Genomic DNA, 21,797 nt, shown 5'->3' on the forward strand with positions numbered 1-21,797 from the left:
AAAAATTTCAAGATAATGTTGATTACAAATAAGGCTGTAAGCTTTAAATACCTTTATTTATGAATTTTTGGCAAGTTGTATCCCGGTTTATCCTAAAGCAAAGAATTTTTATTCTTATTGTTCTTGCGCTGGTTACGGTTTTCCTTGGAACGAAGATTCAGAATATTAAATTTTCACATTCCGAAGCGAATCTTCTGCCCAGAGATCACGAGGAAAATATTAAATATGACCACTTTCTTGACATCTTTGGTGAAGAAGGGAACATGATCATATTGGCAGTTCAGGATTCCAGTTTATTCCAAGTCGATAATTTTAATAAATGGAATGAATTCTCCCATAAACTCGACTCCTATCCAGAGGTTGATTTTTCAGTTTCGATCGGGGACATTAAAAAACTCAAGAAGGATAAAAAAAATCAAAAATTCATCACAGAACCGATCTACGAAAACGTACCTCAGTCTGATGAAGAAGTGGCCGCAATCCGAGACGAATTATTTGAAAAGCTTCCTTTTTTTGACAACCTCCTCTTTAATAAAGAAACAGGCACCGTTCAAACGGCAATTTATCTTGACAAGGCTATTGTCAATACTAAAAAGAGAGAACGCTTTGTTTTTGAAGTACTGAATCCTTACGTTGAGGCCTTTGAAAAGGATACTGGCTTAGATGTCAGGGTATCTGGAATGCCTTATATCCGAACCATGAATGCCCAAAACATCATAGATGAAATTGGTATTTTTGTCGGTCTCGCTTTGTTTGTTACTTCGCTTATTTTTTGGTTGTTCTTCAGGTCATACAGGGCCACATTTATCACGATGACAGTTGTGAGTATAGGGGTTGTATGGGCTTTAGGATTTATTGGCTGGTTCGAATATGAAATATCTGTTTTAATGGCGCTTATTCCTCCCTTAACCATTGTTATTGGAGTTCCAAATGCCATCTTCCTGATCAATAAATACCAGCAGGAGGTTAAAAAACACGGAAATCAAGCCAAGTCATTACAACGTGTCATTTCAAAGATTGGGAACGCAACCTTGATGACCAACATAACCACGGCATCTGGTTTTGCCACATTTATTTTTACAAATAGCCAGTTACTAAACGAATTTGGTATTATAGCTTCTATCAATATATTGGCCATTTTTGTCTTGTCTTTATTGATCATTCCGATCATTTATAGTTTTATGCATAAACCCAAGGACAAGCATCTCCGTCATCTTGAAAGAAAATGGATTGATGCTATTGTCAATTGGATGGAAAATACGGTAAGACATCATCGAATAGCCATTTATGTTTCTACCGTATGTATTATTGTAGCAAGCATCATTGGTGTTTATATGATCCGGGTCTCAGGAAGTTTAATTGAAGACATGCCTAAAGGAAAGCAATTCTACAAGGATATTGTCTTCTTCGAACAGGAATTTGGCGGTATTATGCCTTTGGAAATTTTAATTGATACCAAACGAAAAAATGGTGTCATGAGTCTTGCTACTTTAAAACGGATGAACAAGCTAGATGAAGAGATTGAGGAAATTCCTGAATTGTCAAAGTCTCTTTCAATCTTGAACATGGTAAAGTATTCTAAGCAGGCGTTTTATAATGGTAACCCAAAGTATTATCAACTTCCTACTGAGCAAGAAAAAAACTTTATTCTTGCCTATACTAAAAACTCCGATGCTACATCTGATCAATTAAAGAATTTTGTTGATTCAACAGGTCAGTATGCAAGGATAACAACCTTCATGAAAGACATCGGGACCGAGAGAATGGAGAATATTGAAAATCGTATTCAAACAAAGGTTGATCAGGTTTTTCCGAGCGAACGTTATGATGTTTCTCTCACAGGAAAAGCACTCGTTTTCTTAAAAGGAACGAATTACCTTGTTAAGAACCTGGTGATTTCACTGTCATTAGCCATTTTTCTGATCTCTTTATTCATGGCTTGGATGTTCAAGTCTTATAAAATGATCATCATATCACTGGTTCCAAATATCCTGCCCTTGTTGATTACTGCGGGATTAATGGGTTATCTCGGTGTTCCGATAAAACCTTCAACTGTATTGGTATTTAGTATTGCCTTTGGTATCTCGGTAGATGATACGATTCATTTCCTGGCCAAATACAGGCAAGAACTTGTTGCGCATAAATGGAATGTCAGAAAATCAGTATATGCAGCATTGAGAGAAACCGGAGTGAGTATGTTCTACACATCCATTGTTTTGTTTTTCGGATTCCTTGTTTTCACCGTATCAAGTTTTGGTGGAACAATTGCCCTTGGTGGTCTGGTTTCCGTGACACTGCTTTTTGCAATGGTGTCTAATTTATTACTGTTGCCATCGTTATTACTTTCATTAGAATCGAGAATAGCGAACAAAAAAACACTAAAAAAACCAGCTATTTCTATCATCCCAAAAGAAGATGAAGAAAACTAAAATTATCAATACACTATGAAAGGAATTATTCTAGCAGGAGGAAGTGGAACAAGATTACACCCTTTAACGCTGGCCGTGAGCAAGCAGTTAATGCCGATTTATGACAAACCAATGATCTACTACCCTCTTTCGGTATTGATGTTGGCCGGCATAAATGAAATTCTGATCATTTCTACACCTAATGACCTTCCTTTATTCGAAAGGTTATTGGGAGATGGTAAAAATTTGGGATGTCGATTTGAATACGCAGTTCAGGAAATTCCAAACGGTCTGGCCCAGGCGTTTGTAATAGGTGAAAGTTTTATCGGTGACGATGATGTGGCACTTATACTCGGGGATAATATCTTTTATGGTGCTGATTTAGAAAGAAGACTGAAAAAAGCAGCTTCTCCTGAAGGTGGTGTTGTTTTTGCCTATCATGTCAATGATCCTGAACGTTATGGAGTTGTTGAGTTTGATGATGATTTTAAGGCAATCTCCATTGAAGAAAAGCCAGACAAGCCTAAATCAAATTATGCTGTTCCAGGTGTTTACTTTTACGACAATACTGTGGTGGCCAAAGCTAAAAATGTCAAGCCTTCAAAAAGAGGTGAATATGAAATAACGGACATTAACAATGCCTATCTTGAGGATGGTAATTTGAGAGTAGCCCAGTTGGGTCGTGGAACGGCCTGGCTTGATACAGGAACCTTCTCCTCACTGATTCAGGCACAACAGTTTGTACAGGTTATCGAAGAAAGACAAGGGCTTAAAATCGGTTGTATCGAAGAAATAGCCTATAGAAAAGGGTTCATTAGCGCGGAGCAACTAAAGGCGGTGGCAGAACCATTGTTAAAAAGTGGTTACGGTCAATATTTACTGGAAATATTAAAATAATTAAACTTTCCCAATTTTAACGCTTTACGTATCTTTGCCACCAAAATTTTAAGGATGCAAAACTTAAGCATAGCTGAATTATTAGAGGCTAAACATATATTACAGGAAATTCAAATTAAAGGATGGGTTAAAACATTTAGAAGCAACCGATTTATTGCTTTAAACGATGGCTCAACTATCAAAAACATTCAATGTGTTATTGATTTTGAAAACACTCCTGAAGAAGTATTGAAACAGATCAATACAGGAGCTGCTCTTGATATTAAAGGGGTTTTGGTAGAAAGCCAGGGAAAAGGACAATCTGTTGAAATTCAAGTGTCAGAAATCATCATATTGGGTGCTTCCAACCCAGATGAGTATCCGATTCAACCTAAGAAACACAGTATGGAATTTTTGCGTGAAAATGCGCATCTAAGAATTCGTACCAATACTTTCAGTGCAGTAATGCGCATTCGATCAATATTGTCTTTTGCAATCCATCAGTATTTTATCACTAACGGTTTTCATAATTTTCACGCCCCGATCATTACAGGATCAGATGCAGAAGGAGCCGGTGAAATGTTCAGCGTTTCAACCTTAGACAAAAAAAATCCACCCCTGACAGAAGACGGAAAAATAGATTTTAAGGAAGATTTTTTCGGTAAGGAAACAAATCTAACTGTTTCCGGGCAACTAGAAGCAGAGACCTATGCTATGGCCTTAGGAAAGGTATATACATTCGGACCAACGTTTAGGGCTGAGAACTCAAACACTTCCAGACATTTGGCTGAATTTTGGATGGTTGAACCTGAGGTTGCATTCAATGATCTTGACGCAAACATGGACCTAAGTGAAGATTTTATCAAATATATTCTTGGCTATATTTTGGAACATTGTAAGGACGATCTTGAATTTCTTGAAAAAAGACTGATCGACGAAGAAAAAAGCAAGCCTGCTATTGAGAGAAGTGACATGCCTTTAAGGGAGAAATTAAAGTTTGTTATTGACAACAATTTCAAAAGAGTGAGCTACACCGAGGCCATTGATATCCTTAAAAATTCCAAACCGAATAAAAAGAAAAAATTCAAATTCCCTATCAATGAATGGGGTGCTGATCTTCAAAGCGAACATGAAAGATTTTTAGTTGAAAAACACTTCAAATCACCGGTGATTTTATTTGACTACCCGGCAAACATCAAAGCATTCTATATGCGTCTGAATGACGATGGTAAAACGGTAAGAGCCATGGATGTGCTATTTCCTGGGATTGGAGAGATCGTTGGGGGAAGCCAAAGAGAGGAAAGACTGGATGTGCTGATCGAAAAAATCAAGGCACTAGGAATTGATGAAAAGGAACTTTGGTGGTATCTTGATTTAAGAAAATTTGGAACTGCAGTTCATTCCGGTTTTGGCCTGGGATTTGAAAGAATGGTGCAGTTCGCCACAGGTATGGGCAACATAAGAGACGTGATTCCGTTCCCTAGAGCACCTCAAAGTGCTGAATTCTAGTGGTTGTTTGTTAATTGTGCTACAATCCTTTTAGAAGTTCTTTTTTTGTAACTTAGGATGGAAGTAAAATTTCGTATGTTAAGACAAAGTTTACAACAAAAATTACAACAGAAATTATCGCCTCAACAGATTCAATTGATGAAGTTGATACAATTACCTACGCAGGCTTTTGAACAAAAGCTCAGTCAGGAAATTGAGGAAAATCCTGCGCTGGAAAGCGGTAAGGAAGCAACAGATGAATTTCAGGATTCAAATGAGGAGGATTATGATGATACCGGGACCGAAACCATTGAGACGGATATAAACATCGATGATTATCTGAGTGATGACGAGATTCCAAGCTACAAGTTACAAGCAAACAATTACAGCAGTGATGACGAAGACAATCGAATTCCTTATTCTGGTGGCATCACTTTTAACCAACATTTAAGCAACCAACTTCATACTTTTAGTCTTGACGCTGAGCAAGAGTATATTGCTGAGTTTATGGTAGGCTGTATTGATGACAATGGCTATATAAGACGTACTATTGAAGATATTATTGATGACCTGGCCTTTTCGGAAAACATTTATACAACACCTGAAGCAGTTGAAAAAATATTGTTTCTGGTGCAACAATTAGATCCGGCAGGAGTAGGAGCCAGATCTTTAAAAGAATGTTTGATTCTTCAATTAGATCGAAAAGAAGAAAATAAAGAACGTGTCTTGGCCAAAGAAATTCTAAATACCTCTTTTGATCAATTTGTTAAAAAACACTATGCCAAATTAGCGCAGAAGTTCAACATTAACATGGAAGAGCTCAAGGGAGCAATCAAGGAAATCGAGAAACTAAATCCTAAGCCGGGAGGAGCCTTCTCGGGTAATTTGACTTTAATAGAACATATAGTTCCAGACTTTACCATACGGATAAATGAAGGTGTTTTAGAATTGAGTTTGAATGCCAGAAACGCCCCGGATCTGCATATATCAAGAGAATATGATAATATGCTTAAGGGTTATTCAGAATCTAAGGATAAATCAAAATCTCAAAAAGATGCGGTTCTTTTTATCAAGCAAAAATTAGATGCCGCGAAATGGTTTATCGATGCCATTAAACAAAGACAACAAACGCTGATGATAACAATGAATGCTATCATGCATTATCAACAGGAGTTTTTGCTCACCGGTGATGAAAGGAAATTGAGACCGATGGTCTTAAAAGACATTGCTGATCAAATTCATATGGATGTTTCAACCGTGTCAAGGGTTGCAAATAGCAAGTATGTTGATACGCCTTATGGCACGAAATTGGTTAAAGAGTTTTTCTCAGAATCGATGAAAAATGATCAAGGTGAAGACATCTCAACACGAGAAATCAAAAAGATTCTTCAGAATGAGATCGAGAAAGAAGACAAGAAGAAACCGCTTACAGATGAAAAATTATCAAGCGTATTAAAAGAAAGTGGCTATCTTATCGCCCGAAGAACGGTTGCTAAATATCGTGAACAATTGGATATTCCGGTAGCCCGACTTAGAAAAAAGATTCTTTAGTATATGTTTATATATAAACTCATCTCTTATGTATTTCACCCATTGTTGTTTTCATTTTTGGGAAGCTTCCTGTATTTATATCTGAGCCCGAAACATATCCTAAAAGAACAAGAATATATCATTTTGCTCATTGTTTTTGTGAGTACTTATATCATTCCCATACTCTTACTGGCCATATTGAAAAGGTTCAACATGATCAGTGATTATCACCTGAGAAATATTGAAGAACGAAAATTTCCTGTTCTATTTTTTATAATGCTTTCATTTCTTCTTGGGCGGGCAATGGTTAGCACCCAGATAGCTGATTTATTAGCTTTTTCCTTTTTTGGTGTCGCCTTTGCGCTGAGTTTTACCTATTTATTATTTAATATTAAGATCAAAACCAGCCTTCACACTTTAGGAATTGGCGGTATCATTGGATTTGTAATGGTGATGAGTTACGAATACCGATTAAATTTTAATTCGCTGCTGGCAGGATTATTTATTCTCGCTGGATTGATAGGCGTTTCCAGACTGGCCTTAAATGCGCACAGACCAAAAGAAGTTTATATTGGGTTTGTTCTAGGGCTCATTTCACAAGTCATAAGCTTTCAGATTTATCAGAATATATAGAATATAAGGCCTATTCTGAAGTCACTAATATTGATGTCATAATTGTTCACTCCTGTTTCGTTGAACAAGTTGTTTAAACCGTAATACAAGTGTAAATTCCATTTATTATAACCGGCAGAAAAAGTCAGTCCGTAAATGAAATCATTAATCTCGATAATTTCACTCACGTCAAAATCTTCCGTTTTGCCAAAACTTGTATTGTTTGCGAAAACGTAGGCTAATTTTATTCCAGGATAAAATCGCCAAAACTTATATTTCAATGCGGTTGAATTTCGAAACCTTAATTCAATTGGCAGCTCAAGGGTATGCAATATGATTTTATTGTTTTTAAGCTTTACTTCCGTTTCATTTGGGGTAGCTACGTCTAATTCAACATTAAAATAATAATTATTAAAGCCATATCCAAGGCCTGCGCCTAATCCTATGTTGCGCTTCTTACTCAAAGGAAAATCTTTGATAAAGCCCCCGCCAAGTCCAAAGGAGAAACCAGATTGAGAAATCCTATCCGGTAAATTTAACATATGAATATAAGTAAGGTTGAAATATAACTGGTCTTCCAGATACTTATTATCCACAAAAGTACTGTCTTTCTGAGCTTGAATAAAACCGGTAAAAAGTAGGAATAATATGGCGATCTTACGCATAGCACTTTATTGAGAAAATCAAAGGTAACTTATTTAAAGTAGAATTCCCAAAACCAGTTTTAGGCTTTATTATCACACAAAAAATATAGAATGTTATATAATTCAATGCTTAAAAAGCTTTGGTCATTTTATGTAATGACATGCCCAATTTTTCTGAAAGAATTCTCCTCAGTTCTTGCGCCGTTTCAGGATCAATCAAATTCAGTGCCTTAACCCCACAAAGTTTTTCTATCAAATCAGAACCTGCATAGGTATTTGTTGCAATACCACTAACGATATCAGGTCTAAGTTTAAAACTTTTCATTACCCCATAAACTGCGTAAGGGTCAGAAGCACACAATACTGTGCATTTAATACAGTCTTTAAGTTCTTCAAAAGCAATATCTCCGTTATAAGGTTCTAAGGGAGAAGCGCCCAACTCAATTACGGCTACATCTGCCTTTATTTCATAAATCTGACTCAATAGCTGTCTGAGTTTTTTTCTGAATTTTTCTCTTGGATAGATCGATGATGGCAAACCAATATCTACAAAATCAAAAATATGACTGGCCCCTACGTCTTTTAAAGATAAAGTATCCCGAAACCTGCTGGCTCCTGTCAATTTACCTGCTACAATTTTGAGGCCAGCTCTTTTTAACTGATTCACAATAATTCTGGCTACAGTGGTTTTCCCTGCAGACATTGACGTACCAACCAACAAGATCACAGGTAGCTCGAATTTTTTATAAGGGACTTTTGCTACAAAATCATCCATTTTACAAACCTCTTCATCTCTGATGACATGACCTGCGTATTCTATTTCAATTAAATTCGGAAGGTAAACCGATTTAGAAGTGCACTTGCCAAGCAAACCTCCTCCAGTGAGCAAATGCATTATACCATCCTCTTCTACTTCTCTCCATGAACCTGTGGCCTCCAGGGTTGCATATCGTTCTCCTAATGCACCCACCACCAGATCCTCTTTCATAAAGCTTCGCATCCTTCCGTTAATCAGCTCTATCTTCATTCTATCGTCACCAGGGTTGGTGATTTTACCCACCACGTAGTCACCCGTCTTCCATTTGATTTTTTCAAGTTTCTTGACTTCAAAGGGCCTTTTATCCAAGTCGCTTATTCTTAGTAGGGATGAAAATATATAATTTGAATTCATGCTATTTTATTTTTAGGTTCTACTCTCAATTCTTCTTCAATATTCTCGGCTGACAATAACATAGCAAGCAAGGTTGTTCTTTCAATTAGTTTGTCTTTGAAAATAAATTCATGCCGAGCATGGGCTCCATCTCCAACAGTACCAAGCCCGTCAAGTGTTGCGGTATATAAACTCGTTGTATTACCATCTGATCCGCCTCCTGCTGTGGCCTGATCAAGCGTCAAACTCATGTTTTCAGCTATATCCCTGGCCAATAACCATAACTTTTGATTCCTTAGGGTCCTTTCCATTGGTGGCCTTCCAAATCCTCCATCAATTTTAAGGCTTACTCCTTTATGCTTTGGTTTTAAGTTGAGGATTTCCCTTTCAATAAAGGAAGCATCTTCCATATTGTGAACCCTAACATCCACTATTGCTTGACTTTCTTCAGCAATTACATTGGCTGATGATCCACCCTGTATCATTCCAACATTCACCGTGATTCCCTTTTTGAAATCATTTAGCTTGAAAAGATCCTGAATATGATGGGACAACTCTATTATGGCACTAACTCCTTCATCTGGATTAAGACCTGCATGTGCAGGCTTGCCTGTTACATTAAGCGTGAATTTTCCTATCCCCTTACGTGCGGTCTTTAACTTCCCTTCAAATCCAAGAGGAGGTTCTAGAATAAACGCCCTACAGGCTATTCTCGCAATTCTCTTAATCGTATTTGACGATTCGAAACTTCCAATTTCTTCATCTGAATTAATCAGAACCATGGGACTCACATTGCATTCTATTTCCAGTTCTTTAAGTGCCTTTATCGCGAATATCATTTGCGTGATCCCCGCTTTCATATCAAATACGCCAGGACCAGACAACCTCTCTTCTGAATCATGAATCGGCATGTTTTCTAGGGTGTGTTTTTTCCAAACTGTATCGCAATGCCCCACCATCAATTGAACAGCTGCTCCTTTTTTATGCGTTTTGGGCCTTGCATAAAGAAAACCTCCCGTTTTCTTACCAGGAAAAACCTGTGCCTCAAAACCAAGAAATTCAAGCGTTTCCTTTAAAATTTTCATGATTTCTTTTTGGGATTCAGGATCATGAGAAGGGCTTTCACATGTCACAAGTCTTTTTAAAAAGTCGATCATTTCTTCTTGATGCGCTTTTAAAAATGCTTCAATATGTTTAGCGGTAGTAACCTTCATGCCAAACTGTTTTTTGCCTTATCTCTTAAAATCTTTTGGATAAGGATAACTCAATGTTTCCTTAATACTCGCGAATCTTCCTTGTGCTATATAAGCCAGTAAAGGATGATCATAAATCTGTTTTTGGTTCCCCTCGTTTGATACGATTTTATAATTCTTATGAACCTTAGCTTTATTAATCTTTCCGGTTATCAAACTATAGTCATCAAAGCCATCTATTATTTTATAAGAACTGCAATCGAGCATTACATAGGAATCTCTAAGAAAAATGGCTCCCCCATCATCACTTGTCACGGTTGGAATTTGATTTGTAATTTCTGTTGGAAAATCTTTAACTGCACATCTGGGCATTGCAGCTAAAGATGACAATAAGATTTGATCTGGTTTTACAAAACTGACTGAAAACCGTTGACTCTTTTTGATATTGTGATAAGTATTGTGTCGTGGTGTGCAAACAAAGCCAAAAAAATCTGAGAAGCCCAGTGGAGTGGCCATATGTTTAGGGGCGAGATCAAATCCATTGTCTTCTTTTGTGCCAATAACTACCAATGGAGCTACTGTATAAAAGTGTTCCCAAATTGATTCTTTAACATCTAAAGAAATGAAATCTTTAAAAGGATCTTTTTCTTGCATAATACTGCTTCATTTTAATCAAAACCCTATGACTTAAAGTTAGTGAAAAAGACAGCTTAAAACAACTTTTACGACCCTTAATTTACCAATGACATAAACGCAAAAAAAAGATGTCAACCTATGGCTGACATCTTTTTAAATGATTAAAAAAAGGGTTATTTACTCCTTTTCATTATTTTCAGTAGTAACAGCTTCTTCTGATACTTGTTCAATCTCTTCAGTGCTCGCTTCTTCTAGCGTGATAGTAGTTTCATCTGTTACAACTGTTCCTTCAGCAGATTCTGAAACAACAACTTGTTCAGTGATGGTTAATGATTCCATATTGTGCGCTGTAACAGCTTCAGCATCTAAAGCGATACTTGGGGCTATTACCAATGCCACTACAGACATTAACTTTAAAAGAATGTTTAATGAAGGGCCAGAAGTATCTTTAAAAGGATCTCCTACAGTATCACCTACTACGGCTGCTTTATGTGCCTCAGTACCTTTTTTACCTTGCTCCTCTATCATTTTTTTAGCATTATCCCATGCACCACCGGCATTAGATTGAAAGATTGCCATAAGCACACCACAGGTTGTTACACCGGCTAATAAACCACCTAGCATTTCCGCACCACCAATAAATCCGATGGCTACAGGCACAGCTAAAGCTAATAAGCCAGGAAATACCATTTCTTTAATAGACGCCTTTGTCGATATTTCAACACATTTATCATATTCAGCATAGCCATCAGCTGCATCGAAAATAGCACGCTCTTCTTTTGAAGCCTTTGACATATCTGAATCATGTTTTCTCATTACTTCGAGGGCAGCCTTTAATTGAGGAATATCCCTAAACTGTCTTCTTACTTCTTCAATCATTGCCATAGCTGCTCTACCAACAGCATTCATTGAAAGGGCTGAGAATACAAACGGAAGCATCCCTCCCACTAATAAACCTGCCATAATCTTTGGTTGCGAAACGTCAATAGCAGTTACGTTAGCCGTTTTCATAAAAGCAGCAAATAAAGCTAAAGCAGTCAAAGCAGCTGACGCGATGGCAAAACCTTTACCAATGGCAGCAGTTGTATTTCCAACAGCATCCAGTTTATCTGTACGTTCACGAACTTCTTTTGGTAACTCGGCCATTTCAGCAATACCTCCGGCATTATCAGAAATTGGACCATAAGCATCTACAGCCAATTGAATTCCAGTATTTGCAAGCATTCCAACCGCAGCAATAGCAATTCCATATAAGCCTGCAAAATGATGCGATACCATAATCGCCGCTGCAATTAATAAAATTGGAATAGCCGTTGACATCATCCCAACACCTAAACCTGCAATAATATTTGTAGCAGCTCCTGTTTCAGATTGCTTCACAATTGACATTACTGGTTTTCCACCAGTTCCAGTATAATATTCGGTTATTTTTCCTACGCAAAATCCTGCAACCAAGCCAGCCAAAGTAGCATAAAAAACACCCATAGCACCGAAGGGCAAGCCTTCAACGCTTTCAGGGATCATTTCCTGAATAAGGAAATAAGAAGCTACAATCATTAAAAATCCAGATCCAAATTCTCCAAGATTCAACGCATGATGTGGGCTGCCACCGTCCTTAACTCTTACAAAGAAAGTACCTATAATTGACATTAATATACCTACAGCAGCTAAGACTAATGGTAAATAAACAGCTCCTAAACCATCAAAACCTGGCGTTATGATGAAGGCTCCCAATACCATTGTTCCAATAATAGAGCCAACATATGATTCGAATAAATCGGCACCCATACCAGCAACATCTCCTACGTTATCACCAACATTATCTGCAATTGTTGCAGGGTTCAATGGATGATCTTCAGGAATTCCTGCTTCTACCTTACCTACAAGGTCAGCACCAACATCAGCAGCTTTAGTGTAAATACCTCCACCAACTCTTGCGAAAAGAGCGATAGATGATGCTCCTAAAGAGAAACCTGAAAGTACATTCAATACCATTGGAATATTTTCTTCACCTGGCCACATTCCTTGATAGATCATAAACAATCCGCTCAGACCTAAAACGCCAAGACCAACAACTCCAAGACCCATTACAGCTCCTCCTGCAAAAGCTACTTCCAGTGCTTTGCCTAAAGATGTTCTAGCTGCTTGTGTTGTTCTAACGTTAGCTTTTGTTGCGGCTTTCATTCCTATGAAACCGGCCAAAGCGGAGCAAATTGCTCCTACAATAAATGAAATTGCAACCATCCAATGAGATCCTTCCTCATTTGCTCCTTTAAAATAAAGCAATACAGCTACTGCGACTACAAAAATCGCTAATATTCTATACTCCGCTTTTAAAAACGACATGGCCCCATCAGCTATGTGTTTTGCAATTTTTACCATTTTTTCATTCCCCGCGTCTTGTTTAGCAACCCATGCATTTTTTGCGAATACAAATACAAGAGCCAAAATGCCAAACAACCACAAATAATTTACGATTAATTCCATTTTTAGTGTTAGTTTTTTAAGTGATTTGTTTTTTAAAGTGGCTAAATGTAAGCAATATTGAGAGATAAAAAAAACCACCATTAACAAATGGTGGTTCCTGTATTATATTCTAAAAGAAGCTTCTTAATTAAATAGTAAACGTTCTTTTTTTCTTATGCTCACTGTCATCATAACGCTTTACACATTCGGTATAAATTTTAACGGCCTCTTCAGCATTTCCCCATCCTCCAGTATCAACTTTTTTCTTTTCTAAATCCTTATAAACCTTGAAAAAATGTTCGATTTCTTTTAATCTGTGTGGATTCAAATCAGAGATATCCATTCTCTTATTGTAAATTGGATCATCAACAGGAACGCAAATTATTTTTTCATCTGGCCCTTTTTCATCCGTCATATGAAATACACCAATAGGTCTGACTTCCATAACTACCATAGGGTAACTAGGTTCAGCACATAATACCAAAACGTCTAAAGGATCCTTATCAAGTGCCAAGGTTTCTGGAATAAAACCATAATCACCAGGGTACATCATTGATGAGAACAACATTCTATCAAAGCGAATTTTATGTAACGTAAAATCGTATTCGTATTTATTTCTACTTCCCTTTGGAATTTCAATCAGAACATCAAATGTGACTTTTTTCTTAGCACTCATAAATTAATTTTTTTTGCAAAAATACAACTTTCAATGACTTTCTCGAATGAATTGTGCATAAATTGAGGCTTTTCATACTTATTAAGCGAAGGAAACTGCCAATTTTATAAGGTTATAGGCACAGATTAAATAATCGTTAACAATTTTTTTTTAAAAACATTTGCTCAAATTAAAAAGTATTTAGATATTTGTCTAAATAACTAAATATAGTATGAACTCTTTATTTAAAGCACTTAATGATGAGACACGAAGGCAGATTATTGAATTACTAAAAGATGAAGACCTGAATGCCGGAGAAATCTCCAATCACTTTAATATGTCAAAGCCAAGTATATCACATCATTTAGACATTCTAAAAAGAGCCGATCTCATTACAAGTGAGAAAAAAGGACAATTCATTCAATATTCTCTTAATACCAGCATATTAGAAGATTTACTTTCGTGGATACTCACCCTAAAAAAATAATTATGAAATTCAACTTTCAAAAAGAAGCGCCCCTTATCGCAATTGTATTTGCGCCATTTATTTATCTGGCTTATCTATGGAACAAATTACCAGATACTGTTCCACTTCATTGGAATATTGAAGGGGAAATTGATGATTATGGGGATAAATCAGAACTAATTCTCATCCCAATTTTACTGCCGCTTTTAATCTATATCATCTTTACTATTGTTCCCATGATAGATCCCAAAGGCAAGATCAATAAGATGGGAAATAAATATTTCACTTTGAAAATGGCTATGACCATTTTTATGTCCGTTTTGGCCATGATCATTATCTATTCCGTAAAAAATGAAACCCTTTATAACCCCAATTATATTGTTCTTTTAATGGGTGTTCTTTTTGTGATTTTGGGCAATTATTTCAAAACTTTAAGAGCTAACTATTTTATTGGCATCAAGACGCCCTGGACTTTAGAAAATGAAACCGTTTGGAAAGAAACGCATAAACTCGCCGGTAAAATCTGGTTTATAGGCGGGTTTATAGTAATCTTAAGCAGTTTGTTATTAAATCAAAAAACTAATTTTAGCATTTTCATAGCTATTACAATTATCATCAGCCTTGTGCCAGTTATTTATTCTTTTTTTAAATACAAAAGTCTTGTAAAGTCATGATACAAACATTGCACTCCAATTAAGCCATAACTCCCTACTAATCGATGATAAAACCCTTAGATCAAAAACAAATTGACATCAGTGAAAAGATTTATGACATTTTCCAGGTGTCTTACGCAGTCGAAGCAGCGCTTTTAAAATGTGAAGATTTTCCTCCTTTAAACAGGTCTGTTGAAGCAATTCAATCAAGTAAAAGTACTTTTTATGGGTACTTTACGCATCAGTCTATAGCGGCCGTAATGGAATTGGAAGAGAATCCAAATCATATACATGTTAGAAGTTTAACCGTTGATCCGAAATATTTTAGACAAGGTATTGGTTTTAAAATGCTACAGTATGTACTAGATAATTTTAGCGCCGAGTTAATTTCAGTTGAAACAGGTCATGACAACCATCCTGCGGTTCAATTCTATCTCAATTTTGGATTTAAAAAAAATAAGGTCTGGATGACAGAGTTTGGCATTGAGAAGATATCATTTATACTAACTCGATAATTCTGAGATTGTTTTAAATAAATTAAATCAAAATCCTTCTTGGCAAGATAAAGCTGCATAATCACGAACCAATACTCCACTAAAGCATTTTTATTTGTAACGTAAATGCAATTAATCAGTCAAACAATACACTATAGAGAGATGCCTGAAATTATGATGCATCTTTAAAATTAAAAACTAACTAATTCTAAACCAAATGAAATCTATTCAAAAATCAAGTGCGATTCTAACCTTCTTTATTCTCATTTTTGGCTTACTTACAATTAACGTATCCGCTCAATCCCATAAAAGCAAAATTGATGCCCTGCTCAAAAAATATAAAGAATACGAACAGTTTAACGGCTCAGTATTGGTTGCAGATCAAGGAAACCTCATCATTAATGGCGGTTATGGAATGGCCAATATGGAATGGGGTATAGATAATGATGCCGATACCAAACACAGACTAGGATCGATAACAAAGCAATTTACATCAATGTTAATCATGTTGTTGGTTGAAGAAGGGAAGTTAGATTTAAGTGTTCCCATTACTACTTATTTGACAGATTACCCTAAAACAACGGGCGATAAGATCACCATTCACCATTTACTCACACATTCTTCAGGAATTCCAAATTATACCTCTTTTCCAAATTTCTTTAATGAAAAGAGTCGTAATCCATATGAAGTTGATGTGTTTATCAAAGAATTTTCAGATATGGCTCTTGAATTTGAGCCGGGTAGCACGTATAAATACAGTAATTCTGGTTACTTCCTCCTTGGAGCTATTGCTGAAAAAGTGACCGGTAACACTTATGAACAAGAATTGGACGACCGAATATTTACTCCTTTAAAAATGGCAAATACAGGTTTTGATCACCATGCTACTATTTTGAAAAAAAGAGCAACTGGGTATCAGAAAAATGGCAGTAATTATTCAAATTCAGATTATTTAGATATGTCAATCCCGTATGCAGCCGGATCATTGTATTCTACAGCTGATGATTTATACATCTGGGACAAATCTCTTAGTGAAGGTCTATTATTATCTGAAGAGAATTATAAAATCATGATGACAGGGTATATCAAGGCCTGGGGCGGATCTTATGCCTATGGCTGGGGTGTTCGTAATGTGTATTCTGAAAAGAAAAAAGATAGCGTGATGGAATATTCTCATGGTGGCGGGATCAACGGATTTAACACATTAATCACTCGCGTTCCTGCTGAAAAAAACGTTGTTATTCTTTTGAATAATACTGGAGGTGCACCTTTAAATGAAATCACTGTAGCGATCAATGCGATTTTAGACGACAAACCATATGATTTACCAAAAATGTCTCTTGCAGATGCTTTACTCGAAACATTTAATGATGATGGGATTGACAAAGGAATGGCCCAGTATGACGAACTCAAAAATCACAATGAGTATAATTTAGATGAAGGACAAATGAATCGCGCCGGATATAGCTTGTTACAATCAGGTAAAGTGAAAGAGGCTATTGCTTTATTTACTATTAACGTTCAGGAATTTCCTGAATCATCTAACCCTTATGATAGCTTAGCTGAGGCGTATTTGGCAGATGGGCAAAAAGATTTGGCTCTTAAAAATTATAAGAAGGCATTTGAAATGGATCCAAAAAATGAGAATGCCAAAAAAATCATAGATGAACTTGAAGCCAATAAATAGTATTGGTGAATTGCTTTTATAGGCTGAAATATTTCTTGTATAAAAATGTATCTTGCATGGGACCAAATTGATTTTAGCTAATCAAAGGAATTCCCATAAAATGAAGAAATTTAAATTTCCAACAGCCCAAACTATTCTAATTATCATCGCTGGTTTGGTGACCCTACTAACCTGGATAGTCCCGGCCGGCGAATATGATAGTTTAAGTTATGATGCGGATAGTAATTCCTTTGAAAGAAGCAGCTCTCAGGGAACCACCAGCCTTCCTGCCTCTCAGGAGACACTCGAATCATTACAAATCAAGATTCCATTAGAGAAATTCACTAATGGCGACATTTATAAACCGATTAGTATTCCTGATACTTTTAAAAATTTGGAATCTAAACCCCAAGGTTTTGCTGCCTTCGTAAAATCTCCAGTAAGAGGGATTATCGAGGCTGCAGATATTATTTTTCTGGTTTTAATTATTGGTGGACTCATCGGAATTATGAACACTACAGGTGCTTTTGATGCCGGGATTTCGTGGCTTGGAAGAGCGTTAAATGGCAGGGAGTACTTACTAATTATTCTTGTAACTACATTGATTGCTGCTGGAGGGACTACTTTTGGTCTGGCCGAAGAAACCATGGCCTTCTTTCCTATATTGATTCCCGTTTTTCTAGCTGCAAAGTATGATGAAATGGTAGGCTTGGCCTGTATATTTTTAGGCTCTGCAATTGGTTCGATGTGCTCTACAATAAATCCATTTTCTGTAATTATCGCCTCTGATGCCGCAGGAATCAATTGGACAACCGGGCTCACTGGTAGAATCATCATGTTATTGACCTGCCTTATCATCACGATTATCTACATTTTGAGATATGCGAAACGCGTAAAAAACGACCCAACTAAGTCACTTATATATGAAGAAAAGAAAAACCTAAAACACGATTTTAAATCTCATGATGAATCGCTCAAACTGACAACAAGATTAAAGCTAATTATCCTGATCTTCTCTATGAGCTTTGTTGTTATGATAGTGGGCGTTTCGATACTAGACTGGTGGTTTGTTGAAATGACCGCTACATTTCTCGTAGGCGCGGTTCTTATCGGTTTTGTAGGAAGGATAAAGGAGACTGTGTTTGTAGATGCCTTTTCAAAAGGTGCAGCTGAATTACTAAGTGTGGCATTTATCATTGGTATCGCCAGAGGCGTTTCTGTGATTATGGACGATGGACTTATCAGTGATACCATGTTATATTATGCAAGTTCTATGACAGAAGGAATGAACAAAGGAATTTTTACAAATGCCTTATTGTTCATCTATGGTGGCTTATCCTTTTTTATCCCCTCTTCATCTGGAATGGCTGTTTTAACCATGCCTATAATGTCTCCATTGGCCGACACGGTTGATATTGGCCGAGAAGTTATCGTAAACTGTTACCAATACGGGATGGGCTTGTTTTACCTTTTCAATCCAACGGGTCTTATCTTAGCCTCCTTGGCCATTATAAAAGTTGGTTATGATAAATGGTTGAAGTTCGTTACACCACTGGCTATCATACTCACTTTGGTCACTATGGTGTTTTTGACCATATCTGTCTATCTATAAGTAATATGAAAGCAGTTCAAGCTCAACAACACTATCGCTTAAATGAGCTTGTCGCTTAACCTTATAAATCTGTTATTCGACCCCTGACAACTGGAGTCTAGCATATAAGGGTCTAATTATGACCCATTAAGGATTATTTTTTTGATTTTGATTTGTACTTTTACAAATAGAAGCATATCATTTTAATAAAAACAATTTATAATTATGAATAAATTTCTTGCCATTATTATATTGATCACCTTTTCTTTTGCCTGTAAAAAAGAGCAGAAAAAAGTGGCGGATGACCTTATAGATACTAACCTTGAGGAAGCTAAAATTGAAAAAGAATCTGGTGAATGGATCTATTTACTTGATGGAAACTCTACAGATGGATGGAGAGCCTATAATGGTGATGCGTTACCTCCAGGCTGGATCGTGAAAGACAGTGTTCTTACTTTTGATACAGAACTTGGTATGGAACAAGACTATACAGGAGGTCAAGATATCATTTATGCCAATGAAGAATTTGACAATTTTGAATTATATGTTGAGTGGAAAATCCCTGAAGGAGGAAACAGTGGGATTTTTTATCATTTAAAAGAAGGTATTCCTGATGCCGGGCCACCAGACATCTCGCCCGAATATCAGCTAATTGACGATGCAAATTATGCTTCAATTCACGACCTAACTTCGTATAACGAAAGTATGGGAGTTAAGGAGAATCTTGCTGATTTACAGGATTGGCAAAAAACTGGTTCTGACTATGCCATGCATCCTGCAGATGCATCACAAAAAGTATTATATCCTGTTGGAGAGTGGAATACAACCAGAATTATCTTCACACCTGAAAAAGTGGAGCATTGGCTTAACGGAAAAAAGTTGCTAAGCTTTGTTCCCTGGTCTGATGAATGGCAGACAAAAAAGAATGCCGGAAAATGGAAGGATGCTGACTTGTACGGTTCTTTTAAGTCAGGGTATATTGGGTTTCAGGATCATTCGAGCCCCATATGGTTCAGAAACATAAAAATTAAAAAACTTTAAAACTACATCAATGAAAAAAAGAGACTTTTTAAAGAGTACAGCAGCTTTGACAATGGGGGCATTCTTGCCTTCTCCCCTTTGGGCCATGTCAAAAAACGATACATTAAGAACTGCCCATATCGGCTTAGGAATTCAAGGGATTGCTGACCTTAAAGCTACAGCTGCCCATTCAGCAGTTAATGTAGTAGCACTTTGTGATGTAGATTCTAAAATGCTTGCTGCTGCCAAGAAGATGTATCCTGAAGCAAAGGTTTATGCGGATTACAGAATCATGTTCAAGGAAATGGAGAAAGATATTGACGCGGTAATTGTGTCTACTCCAGATCATACACATGCCCCTGCTTCAATGATGGCCATGGAAATGGATAAACCTGTTTATTGTCAGAAGCCATTGACGCATCATGTTGCTGAAGCCAGAGCTATGAGAAAAATGGCAAGCAAAAAAAACTTGGTAACCCAAATGGGAATTCAGGTGCATTCGTTTTATGATTATAAACTTGCCACTATTCTCATTCAAAGTGGTATCATTGGGAAAGTTAAAACAGTTAGGGCGTGGTCACCAAAAAATTGGGGATATGATGGACCGGAACCTCAAGGATCAGATCCTGTTCCAGATAATCTAGACTGGAATCTTTGGTTGGGTACTGCTGCTGAAAGAGACTATAAAGAAGGTTATTACCACCCTAGTAACTTTAGAAAAATACTTGACTATGGTTGCGGAACTTTAGGAGACATGGGCGTTCATATTTTTGATACACCTTATAACGCATTACAACTAGATGTGCCAAGAACCATTACAAATAACTGTAGAGAACCTAACGGCTTTGGATTTCCGGAAAATAATATTGTAACCTATGAATTTCCTGGAACCGACTATACAGCAGATACTTTAACCTGGATTTGGAATGATGGTCCTGGTGCTCCTCAATCACATGAGGATCTGAACCTGCCAAATAACGATGAATTACCTGAACAAGGTGCCATGTTTATTGGAGAAAAAGGAAGTTTATTATTGCCTCATTTTATGCAACTGCCAAGACATATTGTTGATGGAAAGTATGTTGAATTAGACCTTTCTCTGGTAAAAGACAAAGATGAATTAGGTCCTCCAACAAGTGATTATGGAAAAGAAAGTAACAAACATTATCATCAATTTGTGGACGCCTGTTTAGGTAATGCAGAAACCAGTGCGCCTTTCTCTTATGCGTCAAGATTAACAGAAACAATCCTACTGGGTGTGATTGCCGGAAGATTTCCGAACAAGACCTTGCATTGGGATAATGACAAAGCCAGATTTGCAGAGGAAGAAGCCAATGCTTTCTTAGATGCTCCATATAGAGAATTTTAATAGCTATATGCCTTAACATTTAAGGTCAGCTCTTTAATAAAGAAAGGCGTATGAACTAAGAGTTCATGCGCCTTTCTTAGATATAATAATCATTTATGAATTTACTGATTCTTAGCCTTTCTGACGAATGTAGCTATGGCTAGCAAACCTGTTGAATCAACCTTCATTTTTTGGAGGACTTAAATTGAGGAAATGAATACATACAAAGTATATTTAATTCTTTTTGCCACTCTTTTGATACTTGTGACGCCTTTAAAGGCTCAGGAAAAAACTGCATTAAAAGATTACAAAGTTCTCTTTGTTGGCAATAGTCTTAGTTACAGTAATAATTTACCATTATTGGTTTCACAGGCAGCTAGTGATAAAGACATTATCATTTCAACAGAAATCCTGGCTAAGCCAAATTATGCACTTGTTGATCATTGGGACGAAGGGGAATTACAAGCTAAAATTAGAAGTAAAGCCTTTGATTTTGTCATTGTACAACAGGGCCCTTCATCACAGCCCGAAGGCAGAAAATTATTATTTAAATCGATAAAAAAGTTGCATCAAATCTGTGAGGAAAATCAAATTAAGCTTGCCGTATTCATGGTTTGGCCCTCAAAACAATACTATCAGACTTTCGACAAGGTGATCAAAAACCATCGTGAAGTTGCTGAAAAATACAATACCATATTATGCCCTGTTGGTGAAATTTGGAAAGCGCATTTCGATAAAACCAACGATTTTGAATACTATAGCAGCGACGGTTTTCATCCTTCGCTAAAAGGTAGCCAGGTTGCTGCTCAAATCATTGTTGACAGCCTTTTTGAATAGTAATAATTCCAATAAATCAAGGCCCGCATCTATCAGATGATTTCTTACCTTTATAAACAACTTT

19 protein-coding genes are annotated in these 21,797 nt (G+C 36.7%); 13 read left to right on the forward strand and 6 right to left on the reverse strand.

The genetic code is table 11. The features are described 5' to 3' along the window. The first annotated feature begins 59 nt into the window (after positions 1-59). The 5 genes from QWY87_RS00290 (at position 60) to QWY87_RS00310 (ending at position 6,935) form a co-directional block, all read left to right on the forward strand. On the forward strand, positions 60-2,429 hold the full coding sequence (locus tag QWY87_RS00290) for an efflux RND transporter permease subunit (protein ID WP_290287230.1): 2,370 nt from the start codon (positions 60-62) through the stop codon (positions 2,427-2,429). A 15-nt stretch (positions 2,430-2,444) separates the two neighbouring features. Then, positions 2,445-3,305 (forward strand): glucose-1-phosphate thymidylyltransferase RfbA, encoded by an 861-nt coding sequence (gene rfbA, locus QWY87_RS00295; protein WP_290287231.1) that lies wholly within the window; start codon positions 2,445-2,447, stop codon positions 3,303-3,305. Between the two features lie 54 nt (positions 3,306-3,359). Further along, a complete protein-coding gene (gene asnS / locus QWY87_RS00300; RefSeq protein WP_290287232.1) occupies positions 3,360-4,793 on the forward strand; it encodes an asparagine--tRNA ligase in 1,434 nt (477 codons plus the stop codon). 75 nt (positions 4,794-4,868) lie between these two features. After that, complete coding sequence (gene rpoN / locus QWY87_RS00305; RefSeq protein ID WP_290287233.1) at positions 4,869-6,323, forward strand: RNA polymerase factor sigma-54; 1,455 nt, start codon at positions 4,869-4,871, stop codon at positions 6,321-6,323. A gap of 3 nt (positions 6,324-6,326) precedes the next feature. After that, positions 6,327-6,935 (forward strand): phosphatase PAP2 family protein, encoded by a 609-nt coding sequence (locus QWY87_RS00310; protein WP_290287235.1) that lies wholly within the window; start codon positions 6,327-6,329, stop codon positions 6,933-6,935. Here the strand turns inward: QWY87_RS00310 and QWY87_RS00315 are convergent. The 6 genes from QWY87_RS00315 to QWY87_RS00340 form a co-directional block, all read right to left on the reverse strand. Next, positions 6,923-7,579, reverse strand: a complete 657-nt coding sequence (locus QWY87_RS00315) for a porin family protein (protein ID WP_290287237.1) — start codon at positions 7,577-7,579, stop codon at positions 6,923-6,925. The genes QWY87_RS00310 and QWY87_RS00315 overlap by 13 nt on opposite strands. Before the next feature lie 109 nt (positions 7,580-7,688). Continuing rightward, on the reverse strand, positions 7,689-8,729 hold the full coding sequence (locus QWY87_RS00320; protein WP_290287239.1) for a DUF1611 domain-containing protein: 1,041 nt from the start codon (positions 8,727-8,729) through the stop codon (positions 7,689-7,691). After that, a complete protein-coding gene (locus QWY87_RS00325) occupies positions 8,726-9,922 on the reverse strand; it encodes a M20 family metallopeptidase (protein ID WP_290287240.1) in 1,197 nt (398 codons plus the stop codon). Before QWY87_RS00325 ends, QWY87_RS00320 begins: the two co-directional genes overlap by 4 nt. An 18-nt stretch (positions 9,923-9,940) precedes the next feature. Further along, the gene (locus QWY87_RS00330) at positions 9,941-10,555 is read right to left on the reverse strand and encodes a flavin reductase (protein ID WP_290287241.1); all 615 of its coding nucleotides are present in this window, start codon (positions 10,553-10,555) and stop codon (positions 9,941-9,943) included. Positions 10,556-10,714: 159 nt separating this feature from the next. Next, entirely contained in the window at positions 10,715-13,024 is a 2,310-nt protein-coding gene (locus QWY87_RS00335; RefSeq protein WP_290287243.1) for a sodium-translocating pyrophosphatase, read from the reverse strand. A 127-nt stretch (positions 13,025-13,151) separates the two neighbouring features. Next, positions 13,152-13,679, reverse strand: a complete 528-nt coding sequence (locus QWY87_RS00340) for an inorganic diphosphatase (RefSeq protein ID WP_290287245.1) — start codon at positions 13,677-13,679, stop codon at positions 13,152-13,154. A 211-nt stretch (positions 13,680-13,890) separates the two neighbouring features. Here QWY87_RS00340 and QWY87_RS00345 point away from each other — a divergent pair, with 211 nt between their 5' ends. The 8 genes from QWY87_RS00345 to QWY87_RS00380 all read left to right on the forward strand — a co-directional run bounded on the left by QWY87_RS00345 (position 13,891) and on the right by QWY87_RS00380 (position 21,733). Further along, complete coding sequence (locus QWY87_RS00345; protein WP_290287246.1) at positions 13,891-14,145, forward strand: autorepressor SdpR family transcription factor; 255 nt, start codon at positions 13,891-13,893, stop codon at positions 14,143-14,145. 2 nt (positions 14,146-14,147) lie between these two features. Continuing rightward, the gene (locus tag QWY87_RS00350) at positions 14,148-14,798 is read left to right on the forward strand and encodes an SdpI family protein (protein WP_290287248.1); all 651 of its coding nucleotides are present in this window, start codon (positions 14,148-14,150) and stop codon (positions 14,796-14,798) included. Positions 14,799-14,842: 44 nt separating this feature from the next. Then, on the forward strand, positions 14,843-15,292 hold the full coding sequence (locus QWY87_RS00355; RefSeq protein ID WP_290287251.1) for a GNAT family N-acetyltransferase: 450 nt from the start codon (positions 14,843-14,845) through the stop codon (positions 15,290-15,292). Between the two features lie 196 nt (positions 15,293-15,488). Next, the gene (locus QWY87_RS00360; RefSeq protein ID WP_290287254.1) at positions 15,489-16,958 is read left to right on the forward strand and encodes a serine hydrolase; all 1,470 of its coding nucleotides are present in this window, start codon (positions 15,489-15,491) and stop codon (positions 16,956-16,958) included. Positions 16,959-17,058: 100 nt separating this feature from the next. Next, positions 17,059-18,549, forward strand: a complete 1,491-nt coding sequence (locus QWY87_RS00365; RefSeq protein ID WP_290287256.1) for a YfcC family protein — start codon at positions 17,059-17,061, stop codon at positions 18,547-18,549. Positions 18,550-18,753: 204 nt separating this feature from the next. After that, a complete protein-coding gene (locus QWY87_RS00370) occupies positions 18,754-19,569 on the forward strand; it encodes a 3-keto-disaccharide hydrolase (RefSeq protein WP_290287258.1) in 816 nt (271 codons plus the stop codon). Positions 19,570-19,579: 10 nt separating this feature from the next. Further along, the gene (locus tag QWY87_RS00375) at positions 19,580-20,917 is read left to right on the forward strand and encodes a Gfo/Idh/MocA family protein (protein ID WP_290287260.1); all 1,338 of its coding nucleotides are present in this window, start codon (positions 19,580-19,582) and stop codon (positions 20,915-20,917) included. A gap of 192 nt (positions 20,918-21,109) precedes the next feature. Then, positions 21,110-21,733: an SGNH/GDSL hydrolase family protein gene (locus QWY87_RS00380; protein WP_290287261.1), complete on the forward strand. Its 624-nt coding sequence runs from the start codon at positions 21,110-21,112 to the stop codon at positions 21,731-21,733. Positions 21,734-21,797 lie beyond the last annotated feature (64 nt).

Source organism: Lutimonas halocynthiae (assembly GCF_030409835.1).
GTDB lineage: Bacteria > Bacteroidota > Bacteroidia > Flavobacteriales > Flavobacteriaceae > Lutimonas > Lutimonas halocynthiae.